The following is a 15,690-nucleotide window of genomic DNA, read 5'->3' on the forward strand; positions in this document are numbered from 1 at the left end:
TCGTCATTAGGATCGCTCATGCAGACACCTCTGGAGTTGCGCCACCTGCGCACGCTGCTGGCCCTGCGCGAGGCCGGCAACCTGTCCCGCGCCGCCCAGCTGCTGAACCTCACGCAGTCGGCGCTGTCGCACCAGCTCAAGGGGCTGGAGGACCATTACGGCACCGAGCTCTTCGAGCGCAAGTCCTCGCCGCTGAGCTTCGGCGTGGCGGGGCAGCGGCTGCTCAAGCTCGCCGAGCTGGTGCTGCCGCAGATCGACGAGGCCGACCGCGACGTGCGCAAGCTGGTCGAGGGATCGGCCGGACAGCTGCGGATCGCGGTCGAGTGCCACACCTGCTTCGACTGGCTGATGCCGGCGATGGACGCCTTCCGCGAGCGCTGGCCGGAGGTCGAGCTCGACATCGTGTCGGGCTTCCAGGCCGATCCGGTCGGGCTGCTGCACCAGGACCGCGCCGAGTTGGCGATCGTCTCGGACGTGGACGCGGAGGAATCGGGCGTCGCGGTGCATCCGCTGTTCAGCTTCGAGATCGTGGCGCTGCTGCCCAAGGGGCACCCGCTGCTGGCCAAGCCCTGGCTGGAGGCCGAGGACTTCGCCGCGCAGGCCTACATCCATTACCCGGTGCCCGACGAGATGCTGGACCTGGTGCGCAGCGTGCTCAAACCCGCGGGCGTGACGCCGCCACGCCGCACCAGCGAGCTGACGGTGGCGATGCTGCAGCTGGTCGCGAGCGGGCGCGGCTTCGCGGCGCTGCCGCTGTGGGCGGTCGAGGGCTACCTGGCGCGGGGCTACGTGGCGCGCCAGCGCATCGGGCCGTCGGGCCTGACCGGCCGGCTCTACGCGGTGAGCACCGGGCGGCTGGCGGCCAAGCCCTTCCTGGCCGATTTCGTGCGGATCATGCGCGAGACCTCGCTGGTGAACCTGGGCGGCGTCAGCCTGTTGTGAGCGCGCGCCGAGCCGCCGGTCGTCGTCCGCGACGCCCTGTGCAGAGGCAAGCCGTTGGCGGTGAGGCCGGCGACGTGCCGAGCGCCCCGCCGCGTCGTGAGGCCCGGATGCGGCATCGGCGCCACGGGGCCGCCGCTATGATGCCGCCCGTTGGTGCTCGCGCCCGGCCCTCCGCCGGCGCAGTTCAACGGGAATCAGGAAGGGTCGCCCGCCCGCGGCCACGGCCCCAACCTGAGCTGCCCCCGCAACGGTAAGCGGAAGGCGCGCCCGGCCGACGCCGTCGACCCCCGATGGCATCGGCCCCAGCGGCGCGCGACTCGTGGCTGGATCCACTGGACGGTCGTCCGGGAAGGCACCACGGGTTCGTTCTTCCGACAGCCCGGATACCGGCCAACAGGCGGACCCGTCGCCCCGCGACGCGTCCATTCCGCATGCGGCCGCGGGGAAGCGGCCGTCTGCCGCCGCTTTGTGATTCCGACATGCAAGCCTCCCGTCCCCGCGCCGCGCTGCGCGCCGTTGCCCGTGCCGCGCTGATCGCCGCCCCGGTCCTGTCCACCGTCCCCTCCGTCGCCCTCGCGCAGTCCTCGCTCGACCCGGTCATCGTCATCGGCACCCGCGAGGCCCAGCCGCTGAGCCGCAGCGTCGCGGACGTCGTGCTCATCGACGCCGACACCCTGCGCGACAGCGGCGCCGGCAGCGTCGCCGACGTGCTGCGCCGCTACGCCGGCCTGCAGCTGGCGGCCAACGGCGGTCCCGGCCAGACGGCGGGCTACTTCCTGCGCGGCGCCAACACCAGCGCCACGGTCGTGATGATCGACGGCGTGCGGGTCGGCTCGGCGACGCTGGGCCAGGTGTCCTTCGAGGCCATGAGCCTGGCCAACATCGAGCGCATCGAGGTCCTGCGCGGTCCGGCCTCCGGCCTGTACGGCGCCGATGCGGTCGGCGGCGTGATCCAGATCGTCACCCGCCAGGGCCAGGGCCCGCTGGAGCTGCGCACCGGCGTGGCCGTGGGCGAGTACGGCTCGCGCCAAGGCGACGTGTCGGTCAGCGGCGCGCAGGCCGGTTTCGACTACGCGGCCAGCCTCAGCCGCGACACCAGCGACGGCACGACCGCGATCCGCGGCGACCGCGACAACAGTTCCTACAACCCGGACAAGGACGGCTTCACCCGCACGGTGGCGTCGGCCCGGCTGGGCTTCACGCCGGCGGAGGGCCACCGCATCGGCGTCAGCGCGACGCAGAGCCGCCTGAACGCGCAATACGACAGCGCCACCTTCGACGACCAGTTCGTCGCGCATCCGGAAGGCGACTTCCGCAACCGGCTCAAGACGCGCCAGGCGGCGCTCGACTACCGCGGCACGCTCTCGCCGATCTGGACGACGACGCTGCAGTTCGCGCGCGGCACCGACGACTCGGTCAGCGGCCTGGCCGACGCGACGCGCTTCAAGACCACCCGCGACCAGGCGACCTGGCAGAACGCGCTGCGCCTGGCGCCGGACCAGCAACTGGTGCTGGCCTACGAGCGCCTCGAGGAAAAGGCGGACGGCGTCACCAGCGACACGCTCAAGCGCACCAACAACGCCTACATCGCGGGCTACAGCGGCCTGTTCGGCCCGGCCGCCCTGGAGGCCAACCTGCGCCGCGACGAGAACTCGGTCTACGGCGACAACACCACCGGCAGCCTGGGCGGCAGCATCGCGCTGAGTCCGACGCTGAAGCTGCAGGCGCTGGCGGGCAAGACCTTCCGCGCGCCGACCTTCAACGACACCGACTTCCCCTTCTACGGCCACCGCGACATCCGTCCCGAGCAGGGCCGCAGCGCGGAGATCGGCCTGAACTGGCGCTCCGGCGCGAGCAGCGCGTCGGCGACGGTCTATCGCAACAAGGTCAAGGACCTGATCATCTACAACCCCGATCCGACCCTGTGCCCGCCGGCACCGGACTTCGCCTTCGGCTGCGCGGCCAACGTCGGCCGGGCCAAGCTCACCGGCGCGACGCTGACCGGCGCGCACCGCATCGGCAACTGGAACCTGGCCGCGAACGTGGACTTCCTCGATGCGAAGGACACCGACACCGGCGCGCGGCTGATCCGTCGCGCGGCGCACCAGGAAAGTGTCTCCGTCGATTACGACACCGGCGCCTGGAGCGCGGGGGCGACGCTGACCGACATCGGCAAGCGACCGGACATCGGCGCCACGCTGGGCGGCTACGCGCTGCTGGACCTGCGCGCCAGCTGGCGCTTCCTGCCGCAATGGCGCCTGGAGGCCAAGGTCCTCAACGCGGCGGACCGCGATGTCGAGCCGGTCTACGCCTACCAGGGCCTCGGCCGCCAGGCCTGGGTCGGCGTGCGCTATGACATGAAGGGCTTCTGAGCCGGGCCCTCCATGCGGCATGGGCGCCAGCGATGAGCTGGCTGTCCATGCGCGCTTTGGCAGCCAGCCCCCTCAGCTGTACCTCTTCTCCAATTCATCCCACCCGGGCTTGCCCACCAGCCGCTGGCGCTCCGCGAAGGGCGCGACCAGCGCCGGGTCTTCGTCGATCCGGCGCTGCGCCTTCAGCACGCCGAGCGCCTTCTGCATGCCCGCCACCGCGCCCTGCAGCGCCGCGTTGGCGTAGAGCACGACGCCGTAGCCGAGCGACTGCAGCGCCTGCGCATCGGTGATCGGCGTCCTGCCGCCGATCACCATGTTCATCAGCTGCGGCACCGGCAGGCGCCCCGGCAGCGCGCGGATCTCCTCCGGCGTGGTCACCGCCTCCACGAACAGCAGGTCCGCGCCGGCCTCGGCGAAGCGCAGCGCACGTTCCACCGCGGCCTCGAAGCCCAAGGTCGCGCAGGCGTCTGTGCGGGCCATGATCATCAGGTCCGGGTCGCGTCGCGCGTCGACCGCCGCCTTGATCTTGCCCACCGCCTCCTCGGTCGGGATCACCTCCTTGCCGCTGAAGTGACCGCAGCGCTTGGGCGCGACCTGGTCCTCGAGCTGGATGCAGTCGGCACCGGCCCGCTCCAGCGTGCGCACGGCATGCCGCACGTTGAGCGCGTTGCCGAAGCCGGTGTCGGCATCGACGATCAGCGGCAGCGCCACCGCGTCGCGGATGCGGGCCGTGTGGTCGGCGATCTCGGCCAGGCCCATGAAGCCCTGGTCCGGCAACCCGAACCACATGTTGGTCACGCCGGCACCGGTGATGTAGAGGGCCTCGAAGCCGAGGTCCTCGATCACCTTCGCCGACAAGGCATTGAAGGCGCCGGGCACCAGCACGCCGCGGCGCGCCTCCACCAGCGCGCGCAGCGTCTTGCGGGTCGATGTCATGGGAGTTCTTTCGTGTCGATCAGAGACTCGGCAGGCACGCGCACGGCGCCCTCCATCAGGATGCGGGCGCTGCGGCTCATCACCGCGCGCGTGACGCGCCATTGGCCGCCGTCGAGCACCGCCTCCGCGCCCACGCGCAGCGTGCCAGACGGATGACCGAAGCGCACCGCCGCGCGCGGCGCGCCGCCAGCGGCTTCGCAGACCAGCGTGCCGGGAATGGCCGCCGCGGCGCCGATCGCCACGGCCGCGGTGCCCATCATCGCGTGGTGCAGCTTGCCCATCGAGAGCGCCCGCACCAGCAGGTCGATGTCGCCGGCCGCGACGGCCTTGCCGCTCGAGGCGCGATAAGCCGCCGGCGGCGCGACGAAAACCAGCTTCGGCGTGTGCTGGCGGGTCCTGGCCTCCTCGAGCGTCCGGATCAGGCCCATGCGCAGCGCCGCATGCGCGCGAATCGTCTCCAGCCGCGCGAGCGCCGCCGCATCGCCGTTGATCGCGTCCTGCAGCTCGGTGCCCTCGTAGCCCAGCGCCCTGGCCTCCACGAAGGCGGTCGGGATGCCCGCGTTGATCAGCGTCGCGCGCAGCCGGCCGCCCGGCACGAGCGCCTCGGGCAGCGCCAGTTCGTCGACGACCTGACCGGTCGGGAACAGCGCGCCGCCGCCCTCGCCCGCATTGGCGCCCTCATCGCCGCCGTCATCGCCCGGATCCAGGAACGCCAGCTCGATCTCCGCGCCCGGGAAGGTCACGCCGTCGAGTTCGAAGTCGCCGCGCTCCAGCACCTGCCCGTCCTGCATGGGCACCTGCGCCACGATGGTCTTGCCGATGTTGGCCTGCCAGATGCGGACCGTCGCCCGCCCGTCGCGCGGCAGCGCCGCCGCGTCGACCAGCCCGGCCTCGATGGCGAAAGGCCCGACGGCCGCCGACAGGTTGCCGCAGTTGCCGGACCAGTCCACCAGCGCCCGGTCGATCGCCACCTGGCCGAAGAGGTAGTCCACGTCATGGCCGGGCCGCGCGCTGCGCGACACGATCACCACCTTGCTGGTGCTGGAGCTCGCGCCGCCCAGGCCGTCGATCTGCTTGCCGTAGGGATCGGGGCTGCCGATCACCCGCAGCAGCAGCCGGTCGCGCGCGGCGCCCGGGCGCCGGCAATCGGCGGGCAGGTCTTCCAGCCGGAAGAACACGCCCTTGGAGGTGCCGCCCCGCAGGTAGACGGCGGGGATCTTCAAGGCAGGTGGAAAGCTCATGTCGTTGCGTGGCGCATTGGCGGCGTCGCGGCCGCGAGGAAATCCTGGGCGAAGCGCTGCAGCACCCCGCCCGCCTGGTGGATCGACAACTCCTCGGCGGTGTCGATCCGGCAGCGTACCGGCACTTCGGTGCGAACGCCGTCACGGCGATGCAGCACCAGCGTGATCACCGCGCGCGGCGCCGGCACGCCCAGCACGTCGAAGCGCTCCGAACCGTCGATCCCCAGCGTGCGCCGCGTCGTCCCGGGCAGGAACTCCAGCGGCAGCACGCCCATGCCGATGAGGTTGGTGCGGTGAATGCGCTCGAAGCCCTCGGCCACGATCGCCTCCACGCCGGCCAGCCGCACGCCCTTCGCGGCCCAGTCCCGCGACGAGCCCTGGCCGTAGTCCGCGCCGGCGATCACGATCAGCGGCTGGCGGCGCGCCAGGTAGGTCTCGATCGCCTCCCACATCCGCATCACGGTGCCGTCGGGCTCCAGCCGCGCCAGCGAGCCCGGGATGACCTCGCCCGACGCGTCGCGGACCATCTCGTTGCACAGCGTCGGGTTGGCGAAGGTGGCCCGCTGCGCCGTCAGGTGATCGCCGCGGTGGGTCGCGTAGGCATTGAAGTCCTCCACTGGCACGCCCATGCGCGCGAGGTATTCGCCAGCCGCCGAGTCGACCTCGATCGCATTGGACGGCGACAGGTGGTCGGTGGTGATGTTGTCGGGCAGCACCGCCAGCGCGCGCAGGCCGCGCAGCGTGCGCGCGCCCGCCAGCGCACCCTCCCAGTACGGCGGCCGCCGGATGTAGGTCGAGCGGGGGCGCCAGTCGTAGAGCGGCGCTGTCGCCCCGGCCGCCCCGGCCACCTTGTTGGCTTCGGTCGCGACCGGCGCGATCGGGAACATCGGGTCGTAGACGCGCCGGAACTGCGACGGCTTCACGCAGCGGCGCACCAGCGCGTCGATCTCCTCGTCGTCCGGCCACAGGTCCTGCAGGCGGATCTCGCGCCCGTCGACGACGCCCAGCACGTCGCGCTCGATGTCGAAGCGGATCGTGCCCGCCAGCGCGTAGGCCACCACCAGCGGCGGCGAGGCCAGGAAGGCCTGCCGGGCGCGCGGATGGATACGGCCGTCGAAGTTGCGATTGCCAGACAGCACCGCGGTCGCATAGAGGTCGCGCTCGCCGATCTCCCGCTCGATCGCCGGATCCAGCGCGCCCGACATGCCGTTGCACGAGGTGCAGGCATAGGCCACGACGCCGAAGCCCAGCGCTTCGAGGTCCGCCAGCAGGTCCGCCTCCTCCAGGTAGAGCGTCACCGCGCGCGAGCCGGGCGCCAGCGAGGTCTTGACCCAGGGCTTGCGGACCAGCCCCAGCCGCCGCGCGTTGCGCGCGAGCAGCCCGGCGGCGATGACGTTGCGCGGGTTGCTGGTGTTGGTGCAGCTGGTGATGGCCGCGATGATCACCGCCCCGTCGGGCAGTCGACCGGGTTCGTCCACCCAGGGCGCCGCGATGCCGCGCTCGCGCAGCATCGCGGTCGGCAGGCGGCGATGCGGGTTCGACGGGCCGGCCAGCGCGCGCTCGACCGCGCCGATGTCGAAGCGCAGCACACGCCGGTAGGCCACGTCGTCCAGCGTGCCGCCCACGCCGGACCAAAGGCCCGCCGCCTTGGCATAGGTCTCGACCAGGCGCACCTGGTCCTCGGCGCGGCCGGTCAGGCGCAGGTAGGCCAGCGTCTGCTCGTCGATCGCGAACAGCGCGGCGGTCGCGCCGTATTCGGGCGCCATGTTGGCGATCGTCGCGCGGTCGCCCAGCGTCAGCCCGGCGACGCCGTCGCCGAAGCATTCGAGGTAGGCGCCGACGACCTTCTCGCGACGCAGGAACTCGGTCAGCGCCAGCACCAGGTCGGTGGCGGTGATGCCGGGCCGGCGCCGCCCGGTGAGCTCGACGCCGACGATCTCCGGCAGGCGCATCCACGAGGCGCGACCCAGCATCACGCTCTCCGCCTCCAGTCCGCCGACGCCAACGGCGATCACGCCCAGCGCGTCGACATGCGGCGTGTGGCTGTCGGTGCCGACGCAGGTGTCGGGATAGGCGATGCCGCCGCGCGCGTCGCGCTCCACCTGCACGACCGGCGACATCCGCTCCAGGTTGATCTGATGCATGATCCCGTTCCCCGGCGGGATCACTTCGACGTTGCGGAACGCGCGCCGGCACCAGTCGATGAAGTGGAAGCGGTCCTCGTTGCGGCGGTCCTCGATGGCACGGTTCTTGTCGAAGGCGCCGGGATCGTCGCCCCCGCACTCGACGGCCAGCGAGTGGTCGACGACCAGCTGCACCGGCACCACCGGATTGACCCGCGACGGATCGCCGCCGCGCGCCGCGATCGCGTCGCGCAGGCCGGCCAGGTCCACCAGCGCGGTCTGCCCCAGGATGTCGTGGCAGACGACGCGCGCGGGATACCAGGGGAAGTCGCGCTCGCCCAGGCCGTCGGCCAGCTGCAGCAGGCAGGCGTCGAGCAGCGCCGGATTGCAGCGGCGCACCAGGTTCTCGGCATGCACGCGCGCCGTGTAAGGCATGCGGGCCCAGGTGGCGGGGCGCAGCGCCTCGATGGCGGCGCGGGCATCGAACCAGTCCAGGTCGGTGCCGGGCAGCGGGCGACGCCAGGCGGCATTGACGGGCGCGGCGGCGGTGATCGTGGCAGCGGGTGCGAGTCTCATTGACGCGCCGCCAGCGGCACGAAGGCCTGGTCCTCGGGGCCGGTGTAGACGGCGCTGGGACGGATGATCTTGTTGTCCTGCCGCTGCTCGATCACATGGGCGGCCCAGCCGCTGGTGCGCGCGATCACGAACAGCGGCGTGAACATCGCCGTCGGCACGCCCATCAGGTGATAGCTCACCGCGCTGAACCAGTCGAGGTTGGGGAACATGCGCTTGACCTCCCACATCACGCGCTCGAGGCGCTCGGCGATGTCGAACATCTTGGTCGTGCCTGCCTCGACCGAGAGTCGCCGCGCCACCTGCTTGATGATCTCGTTGCGCGGATCGCTGATCGTGTAGACCGGATGGCCGAAGCCGATGACGACCTCGCGCGCCTCGACACGGCGACGGATGTCGGCCTCGGCCTCATCCGGCGAGTCGTAGCGCTTCTGCACCTCGAAGGCCACCTCGTTGGCGCCGCCATGCTTGGGTCCGCGGAGCGCGCCGATCGCGCCCGCCACGGCCGAGTACAGGTCGCTGCCCGTGCCGGCGATGACGCGCGCGGCGAAGGTCGAGGCGTTGAACTCATGCTCCGCGTACAGGATCAGCGAGGTGTGCATCGCGCGCTCCCAGCCGGCATCGGGCCGGCGGCCGTGCAGCAGGTGCAGGAAATGCGCGCCGATGGACTCGTCGTCGGTCTCGACCTCGATGCGGCGCCCCTGCGTCGCCCAGTGGAACCAGTACAGCAGCATCGAGCCCAGCGAGGCCATCAGCCGGTCGGCGATGTCGCGCGCGCCGGGCAGGGGGTGGTCGTCCTTCTCCGGCAGCACGCAGCCCAGCGCGGACACGCCGGTGCGCATCACATCCATCGGATGCGCGCCGGCGGGCAGGCGCTCCAGCGCCTCCTTGACGCTGGCCGGCAGGCCGCGCAGCGCCTTGAGCTTGGCCTTGTAGGCGCGCAGCTCGGCGGCGTTGGGCAGCTTGCCATGCACCAGCAGGTGGGCGACTTCCTCGAACTCGCAGGCCTGGGCCAGATCGACGATGTCGTAGCCGCGGTAGTGCAGGTCGTTGCCGCTGCGGCCGACGGTGCACAGCGCGGTGGTGCCGGCCGCGACGCCGGACAGGGCCACCGATTTCTTCGGCTTGAACGCCGGGGCGAGGGTGTCGGTCATGGGGTCTCCTCCTGGGAATCCTTGGAATCCTGTGAATCCTGGGCAATCGCGGACCGCGCCTGGGGCAGCGCCGCGCGCGGTTCGCGCGGCTCGATGGGCACGGGACGGCCGTGCGGGTCGACGGCGACCATCTCGAAGCTGGCGCGCAGCACTTCGCGGGGCTGCAGGCCCGGCGCGGCATCGAGCGCCGCGCGCACGTCCACCGTCATCGACGTCCGTCCGAGCCGGGAGACGCGCGCATGCAGGTGCAGCAGCGCGCCGATGCCGATGGGCGCGAGGAACTCGACGCCACGCGCCGCGGCCATCACCACCGGTTGCTGGCTGAAGCGCGCGGCGGCGAGGTACGCGGTGCGGCCGAGCAGCGCCAGCGCCTCGGGCCCGAACAGCGTGCCGTAGTGATTCGATTGATGGGGCAGCACGAGCTCGCTGCGGGTGAGCTCGTTGAGCGGCGTGGCGGCCAGGGCCTTGATCCAGTCCATGGGGGCATGGGATAGTCGCGTCATTCGCAATCTTTGCAGCGCGGCCGGCGACGCTCAATGGCTGAATTGGCAATGAAATGCGAAGTCGATTCGCAGAAATTGCGAATCTTGCAAACACTATGGGAGCCTATGCGCAAGACCTTCCTCGGCGTGAAGCTCAAGACCCTGCGCGAGCAGCGCGGCCTGACTCAGGCCGCGCTGGCGCAGGCGCTGAAGCTCTCGCCCAGCTACGTGAACCAGCTCGAGAACAATGAGCGTCCGTTGAGCGTCGCGGTACTGCTGCGGCTGCAGTCGGCGCTGGGCATCGACCTGCAGTTCTTCTCCGAGGACGACGAGGCGCGGCTCTTCGCGCAGCTGCACGAGATCGTCGCGGAGACGCCGGTGCCGGGCGGCGTGCCCGAGTCGGAGCTGCGCACGCTGGTGCAGCAGATGCCGGGCATGGCGCAGCTGATACTGCGGCTGCACGGCCGGGCGCGCGGCGCGGAGCAACGCGTGAGCAACCTCGGTGGCGGCGAGCGTGGCGCGCCGCTCGCGGCGGGTCCGGGACCGCACGAGGAGGTGCGCGACTTCTTCTATGCGCATCACAACCACATGGACGCGCTGGACCGCGCGGCGGAGGCGCTGGCGACCGGCCTTGGCGGCGATGAGGCGGGCATCACGCCGCTCTCGCAGCAAGACCTGGCACAGCGGCTGGAAGCGCACCTGATCACCGCGCATCGCATCCAGGTGCAACTCGTCGCGGACGAGCGCCTGCGGCGCTACGAGCCGGCGCAGCGCCTGCTGCTGCTGTCGGAATCGCTGTCGCCGGGCCAGCGCGCGTTCCAGCTCGCCACGCAACTGGCGTACCTGGAATGCGGCGCGGAGATGGACCGGCTCATCGCCTCCGCCAGCTTCAGCCCGGAGGCCGCAGCGCTGGCGCGCATCGGGCTGGCGAGCTACTTCGCCGGCGCGGTGGTGCTGCCGTACCGCGCGTTCCTGTCGGCGGCGCAAGCGCTGCGGCACGACATCGCATTGCTGGCCAAGCGCTTCGGCGTGAGCTTCGAGACCGTGTGCCACCGCCTGTCGACGCTGCAGCGCCGCGAGGCGCGTGGCGTGCCCTTCTTCTTCGTGCGGGTGGACCGGGCGGGGAACATCTCGAAGCGGCAGTCGGCGACGGACTTCCACTTCTCACGCAGCGGCGGCACCTGCCCGCTGTGGAACGTGTACGAGGCCTTCGGCCAGCCGGGCCGCGTGCTCACGCAGGTGGCGCGGATGCCCGACGGGCGCAGCTATCTCTGGATCGCGCACTGCGAGGTGCGCGCCACCGGCGGCTACGGATCACCGGCGCGCGAGTTCGCGATCGGCCTGGGCTGCGACCTGCGGCACGCGGAGCAGCTGGTCTATGCGAAGGGGCTGGACCTGGGCGATCCGGACAGCGCCACGCCGATCGGTCCCGGCTGCAAGCTGTGCGAGCGCGAGGGCTGCGCGCAGCGGGCCTTCCCGGCGCTCGGAAAGCATCTGCGCATCGATGAGAACGAACGCACGGCGGAACCGTATGGGACGAGGTGAGCGCGCGCGATCTCACCCCAGCGGCCCGCCATCCCCCGCCACGAGCTGCTGCACGCTCGAGAAATCCAGCCTGCCCCGCCCTGCCCGGCTGTTGAGCGCGTACAGATTGCGCGCCAGCTCGCCGAGCGGCACCGCGGCGCCGACCTGCAGCGCCGCCTCCACCGCCAGGCCGAGGTCCTTGAGCATCAAGTCATTCCCGAAACCGCCCGCGTAGCCGCGTGAGGCGGGCGCTTCCGGCTTCACGCCGGGCCACGGATTGCAGACCTCGGTCGCCCAGCTCCTGCCGGTGCTGACGGCCATCATCGCGGACAGGGCCTGCGGATCGAGTCCGTGCGACACGCCCAGCGCCAGCGCCTCGCCGGTGACCGCCATGATCACGCCCAACGCCATGTTGTTGCACAGCTTGGCCACCTGCCCGGCGCCCGCGCCGCCCATGTGGAAGACGTTCTTTCCCATCGCGCCCAGCACCGGCCGCGCGCGCTCGAGCGCCTGCGCCTCGCCGCCGACGATGAAGGTCAGCGTGCCGGCCGCCGCGCCCGCCGTGCCGCCCGACACCGGCGCATCGAGCATCGCGACGCCGCGCGTCTCCGCGGCCAGCGACACGCGCTGCGCGCTCGCCGGTGCGATGGTGCTGCAGTCGATGACCAACGTGCCCGCGGCCAGATGCGACAGCAGCCCGCCCTCGCCGAGGTAGAGCGCCTCGACATGCCGGCTCGCCGGCAGCATCGAGATCACCACCGTCGCGCCCTCCACCGCCGCGGCGGCCGATGGCGCCGCCATCACCCCCGCCTGGCCGGCGCGCTCCAGCGCGGCTGGGCTCACGTCGAATGCGGTGACGGCGTATCCCGCCTTCGCGAGATTCATCGCCATCGGCCCGCCCATGTGGCCCAGGCCGATGAAGGCGATGCGCTCCTCCACCGCGTTCGTGCTGCTCGTCGTGCTGCTCGTCGTGCTGCTCATCGCGCTGCTCATCGCGCTGCTCATAGCGTTGCTCGTCACACCGTTCGCGGCGCTGTTCGTCGGGTTGCCTGTTGTGCTGTTCGTCGTGTTGCTCATCGCGTGGCTCCTCGAAATCGGTGAAGGGTCAGCGCAGATCGGCGAGTGGATGCGGCCCGTCGAAGCGCGGCGCGAGCAGCGCTTCGACGCGCGCCTCGCCGGTCTCGTCGATCGCCGCCGGCTGCCAGCGCGGCGACTTGTCCTTGTCGATCAGCAGCGCGCGCACGCCCTCGGCGAAGTCCGGATGCACGCAGCAGCCCACCGAGGCCTGGTACTCGAGGCGCAGCACCTCCGCCAGCGACGCGTGCCGCAAGCGCCGCTGCAGCGACAGCGCCAGCGCGGCCGAGGTCGGCGATCCCTTGAGGAAGGCCGCGCCGGCCGCGGCCAGCCACGGATCGGCGTCGCCCGCGAGCGAGCGCAGGCGGGGCGCGATCGTCGTCAGCCCGTCGTGGGGACCGATCAACGCGTCAATGCGATCGCGATGCGCCGCCAGCGGCGATGGCGCCAGCTCCGCCGCGGGCAAGGCGCGCAGCAGGTCGTCGAGCGTTTCGGCGTCGCTGGCGCGCTCGCCGGTCCAGCGCGTGCGGGCAATGGCCTCCAGCAGCGCGCCGCGATCCTCCGCGCGAGCCGCCCGATCCGCGAGTCCGGCCCACAGCGCATCGGCCGCGTTCAGCGGCGCGCCGGTCAGCGCGAGGAACAGACCCACGCGGCCCGGAAGGCGCGACAGGAACCAACTCCCGCCCACGTCGGGATACAGCCCCAACGTGATTTCCGGCATGGCGAGCCGGCTGCGCGGCGTCACCACGCGGTGCGACGCGCCCGCCATCAGACCGATGCCGCCGCCCATCACGATGCCGTGGCCCCACACGAGCAGCGGCTTCGGATAGCGATGGATCGCGTGATCGAGGCGGTATTCGCGCTCGAAGAAGTCCGCCGCGTCCTTCGGCACGCGGCCGGCGCCGGCTTCGCGCATCGCGCGGTACAGGCCGACGACGTCGCCGCCCGCGCAGAACGCCTTCTCACCGCTGCCATCGAGGATCACGCCAGCGATGCGGGGATCCTCGGCCCACTGGTCCAGTTGCGCCTGCAGCGCGTCGACCAGCGTCAGCGTCAACGCGTTGAGGCTGTCCGGCGCGTTCAGCGTCGCGTGGCCGAAGCGGTGTCCGGACGCCGTCACCAGCGTGCCGAAACGCACCGGCGCGTCGTCCACGCCTTTCATCGAAGAAGTCATCGTGCCCTCCTCACGCGTTGCGCCATTGCGGCTTGCGCTTGCCGAGGAAGGCCTGCACGCCTTCGCGCTGGTCTTCCGAATCGAACAGCGCGACAAAGGCTTCCCGCTCCGCCGCCAGCTGCGATCTCGGCGGCGCCGTGCGCGCGCCCTGGATCAGCCGCTTGCACGCGGCGACGCTGGTCGGGCTCTGACCCTGCGCGCGCTCGGCCCATTGCAGCGCGAGCGCTAGAGCCCCGCCCTTGGGCGCCAGTTCATCCACCAGCCCGATGCGCAGCGCCGTCTCGGCGTCGACACGCTCGCCCAGCAGCACCACGCGCTTGGCCCAGGCCTCGCCAACCGTCCAGCTCAGCCACTGCGTGCCGCCCGCGCAGGGCAACAGGCCCACGGTCGCCTCGGGCAGCGCCATCAGCGCATGCGGCTCGGCGATGCGAAGGTCGCAGGCCAGCGCGCATTCGAGGCCGCCGCCCATCGCGTAGCCATTGAGGGCCGCGATGCTCACGCCACGGAAACCGGCCAGCGCTTCGAAGGCTTCGCCGAAGCGGCAAGCCATCGTCGCGGCGGTGCCTTTGTCGCCGTCGGCGAAGAGCTTCAGGTCTGCGCCGGCGCTGAAGAACTTCTCGCCCTCGCCCGTGATGACGAGCGCGCGGATCTCAGGATCGGCGTTGAGATCGGCCACCAGGCGCGTCAACGCCGCGAGGCTGTCCGCGGTCCAGGTGTGGGCGGGCGGGTTCGTCAGCGTGACGATCGCGGTGTGGCCGCGGTGCTCCAGGCGCAGGCCGACGTATTGAATGTCGCTTTCGGTTGAGAGGGGCATGGTGATGAATGGAAGAAGAAATGTGATTGGCGACGGCCGCTGGCCCTCACCCCTGCCCTCTCCCGCAAGCGGGAGAGCAACTGTGTTCCAAGTCAAGCGCTAATCAGGCTAGCGCGGGCTGTGGATAAGAGGGCTGCCAAGCGGTGCCGGACTTGATGACGGCGTTGATGATGGTGAGCAGCTTGTGCATGCAGGCGGTCAGCGCCACCTTCTTAGGCTTGCCCGCTTGCACCAGTCGTTCGTAGAAGCTCCTGAGGACAGGGTCATAACGCACAGCGCTGAGCGAAGCCATGTACAGCGCCGAACGGACATTGGCCCGTCCACCCCAGGTGGAGCGCCGACCCTTGAATGTGCCGCTGTCGTTGTTCAACGGCGCCACACCCACGAGTTTGGCGATCTCGCGTCGCTTGAGTTGGCCGAGTTCGGGCAGCGCAGCCATCAGCATCGCTTGTGTGCCTGGCCCCACTCCCTTGAGCCCTTTGAGCAACTCCAGCTTGTCCTTGAAGTGCTCCTTCAGGAAGCCGCCCGCATCGTCATCGATCTTTCCGATTTGGTGGTCCAGCATCTTCAGAATGGTGCGAATGCTCTTGCGCTGCGACGCGTGCATGCTCGCCAATCGGTTGTGCTCAGCCACCCGCATGGCCACGAGCTGACTGCGCCGCGTCACCATGGCTAGCAGTGTCTCCTGCGCGTCCGTGGGCAGTTTGTAGAGCAGTCGCTCGCGCCGGTCGCTGGCATGCAGCGTGCGCGCAAACTGCGACAGCATCTTCGCGTCCGTGCGGTCCGTCTTGGCCAGGTAGCCCATCGCTTTGGCGAAGTCATGCGCCTGGCGCGGATTGATCACCATGACGGCCAAACCATGCGCGCACAGCATCGCCGCCGCCGGCTGCTCCAGCCCACCGGTGGCTTCCAGCAGAACGACTCCCACGCGCTCGCGCATCTCAGTGAGCATCGCCAACAGCGACTTCAAACCGGGCTCATCGTTGCTGAAGGTCTGCGTCTTGTCCCTGTCATTCAAGGCCACCTCAAGCGTGGCTTTGGAAACATCGATACCAACAAAAATCAGTTCAGGTGCGCCTGCCATTTCCCATCCTTGCAAATTCGAGGTCCGAGCACGCCAGTGCATGTCGGCCGTCCAGCAACTGTTCGGGCTTGCTCAACAGACGGCCAGTCGTCCACGCCAAATGCTCTCCCACGGGCTAGGTATCCCAGAGGGCAGACGGGCTGTGGACAACTGCCAAAACAAACCTGTGTGTACTCTCAAAACGAAAGATACAAGGG

12 protein-coding genes and 1 riboswitch are annotated in these 15,690 nt (G+C 70.8%); of the genes, 3 read left to right on the forward strand and 9 right to left on the reverse strand.

Going from position 1 to position 15,690, the window contains the following annotated elements:
• The first annotated feature begins 18 nt into the window (after positions 1–18).
• Both ACTJKJ_RS21955 and ACTJKJ_RS21960 read left to right on the forward strand, forming a co-directional pair.
• Positions 19–942 (forward strand): LysR family transcriptional regulator, encoded by a 924-nt coding sequence (locus tag ACTJKJ_RS21955; RefSeq protein WP_297381718.1) that lies wholly within the window; start codon positions 19–21, stop codon positions 940–942.
• A 134-nt stretch (positions 943–1,076) separates the two neighbouring features.
• Positions 1,077–1,351: riboswitch (cobalamin riboswitch) on the forward strand.
• Positions 1,352–1,421: 70 nt separating this feature from the next.
• Positions 1,422–3,314 (forward strand): TonB-dependent receptor domain-containing protein, encoded by a 1,893-nt coding sequence (locus ACTJKJ_RS21960; protein ID WP_440822044.1) that lies wholly within the window; start codon positions 1,422–1,424, stop codon positions 3,312–3,314.
• A 72-nt stretch (positions 3,315–3,386) separates the two neighbouring features.
• On the opposite strand, the gene ACTJKJ_RS21965 is transcribed toward ACTJKJ_RS21960, so the two are convergent.
• From ACTJKJ_RS21965 to ACTJKJ_RS21985, 5 genes are read right to left on the reverse strand one after another with little or no spacing between them, the layout of a single operon-like run.
• Positions 3,387–4,250 (reverse strand): isocitrate lyase/PEP mutase family protein, encoded by an 864-nt coding sequence (locus tag ACTJKJ_RS21965; protein ID WP_440822046.1) that lies wholly within the window; start codon positions 4,248–4,250, stop codon positions 3,387–3,389.
• Complete coding sequence (gene prpF / locus ACTJKJ_RS21970; protein ID WP_440822048.1) at positions 4,247–5,491, reverse strand: 2-methylaconitate cis-trans isomerase PrpF; 1,245 nt, start codon at positions 5,489–5,491, stop codon at positions 4,247–4,249. The genes ACTJKJ_RS21965 and prpF overlap by 4 nt, the downstream gene beginning before the upstream one ends.
• Positions 5,488–8,190, reverse strand: a complete 2,703-nt coding sequence (gene acnD, locus ACTJKJ_RS21975; protein WP_440822050.1) for a Fe/S-dependent 2-methylisocitrate dehydratase AcnD — start codon at positions 8,188–8,190, stop codon at positions 5,488–5,490. The genes prpF and acnD overlap by 4 nt, the downstream gene beginning before the upstream one ends.
• On the reverse strand, positions 8,187–9,341 hold the full coding sequence (gene prpC, locus ACTJKJ_RS21980) for a bifunctional 2-methylcitrate synthase/citrate synthase (protein WP_440822052.1): 1,155 nt from the start codon (positions 9,339–9,341) through the stop codon (positions 8,187–8,189). Before prpC ends, acnD begins: the two co-directional genes overlap by 4 nt.
• Positions 9,338–9,844, reverse strand: coding sequence for an acyl-CoA thioesterase (locus ACTJKJ_RS21985; RefSeq protein ID WP_321170187.1), 507 nt, complete (start codon positions 9,842–9,844; stop codon positions 9,338–9,340). Before ACTJKJ_RS21985 ends, prpC begins: the two co-directional genes overlap by 4 nt.
• Positions 9,845–9,949: 105 nt before the next feature.
• On the opposite strand from ACTJKJ_RS21985, the gene ACTJKJ_RS21990 reads away from it, so the two are divergent.
• Entirely contained in the window at positions 9,950–11,368 is a 1,419-nt protein-coding gene (locus ACTJKJ_RS21990; protein WP_297381730.1) for a short-chain fatty acyl-CoA regulator family protein, read from the forward strand.
• Between the two features lie 12 nt (positions 11,369–11,380).
• On the opposite strand, the gene mmsB is transcribed toward ACTJKJ_RS21990, so the two are convergent.
• The 4 genes from mmsB to ACTJKJ_RS22010 all read right to left on the reverse strand — a co-directional run bounded on the left by mmsB (position 11,381) and on the right by ACTJKJ_RS22010 (position 15,493).
• Positions 11,381–12,328 (reverse strand): 3-hydroxyisobutyrate dehydrogenase, encoded by a 948-nt coding sequence (gene mmsB / locus ACTJKJ_RS21995; protein WP_297382063.1) that lies wholly within the window; start codon positions 12,326–12,328, stop codon positions 11,381–11,383.
• Between the two features lie 124 nt (positions 12,329–12,452).
• Positions 12,453–13,595: an enoyl-CoA hydratase/isomerase family protein gene (locus ACTJKJ_RS22000; protein ID WP_440822055.1), complete on the reverse strand. Its 1,143-nt coding sequence runs from the start codon at positions 13,593–13,595 to the stop codon at positions 12,453–12,455.
• A 10-nt stretch (positions 13,596–13,605) separates the two neighbouring features.
• Positions 13,606–14,409: an enoyl-CoA hydratase gene (locus ACTJKJ_RS22005; protein ID WP_440822057.1), complete on the reverse strand. Its 804-nt coding sequence runs from the start codon at positions 14,407–14,409 to the stop codon at positions 13,606–13,608.
• 103 nt (positions 14,410–14,512) lie between these two features.
• Positions 14,513–15,493 carry an IS110 family transposase gene (locus ACTJKJ_RS22010; protein ID WP_440819474.1) on the reverse strand — a complete coding sequence of 327 codons (981 nt, stop codon included), beginning with the start codon at positions 15,491–15,493 and terminating at the stop codon, positions 14,513–14,515.
• Between the last annotated feature and the right edge of the window lie 197 nt (positions 15,494–15,690).

The sequence above is a fragment of the Roseateles sp. 22389 genome (genome assembly GCF_052044995.1).
Classification (GTDB): Bacteria; Pseudomonadota; Gammaproteobacteria; order Burkholderiales; family Burkholderiaceae_C; genus Roseateles.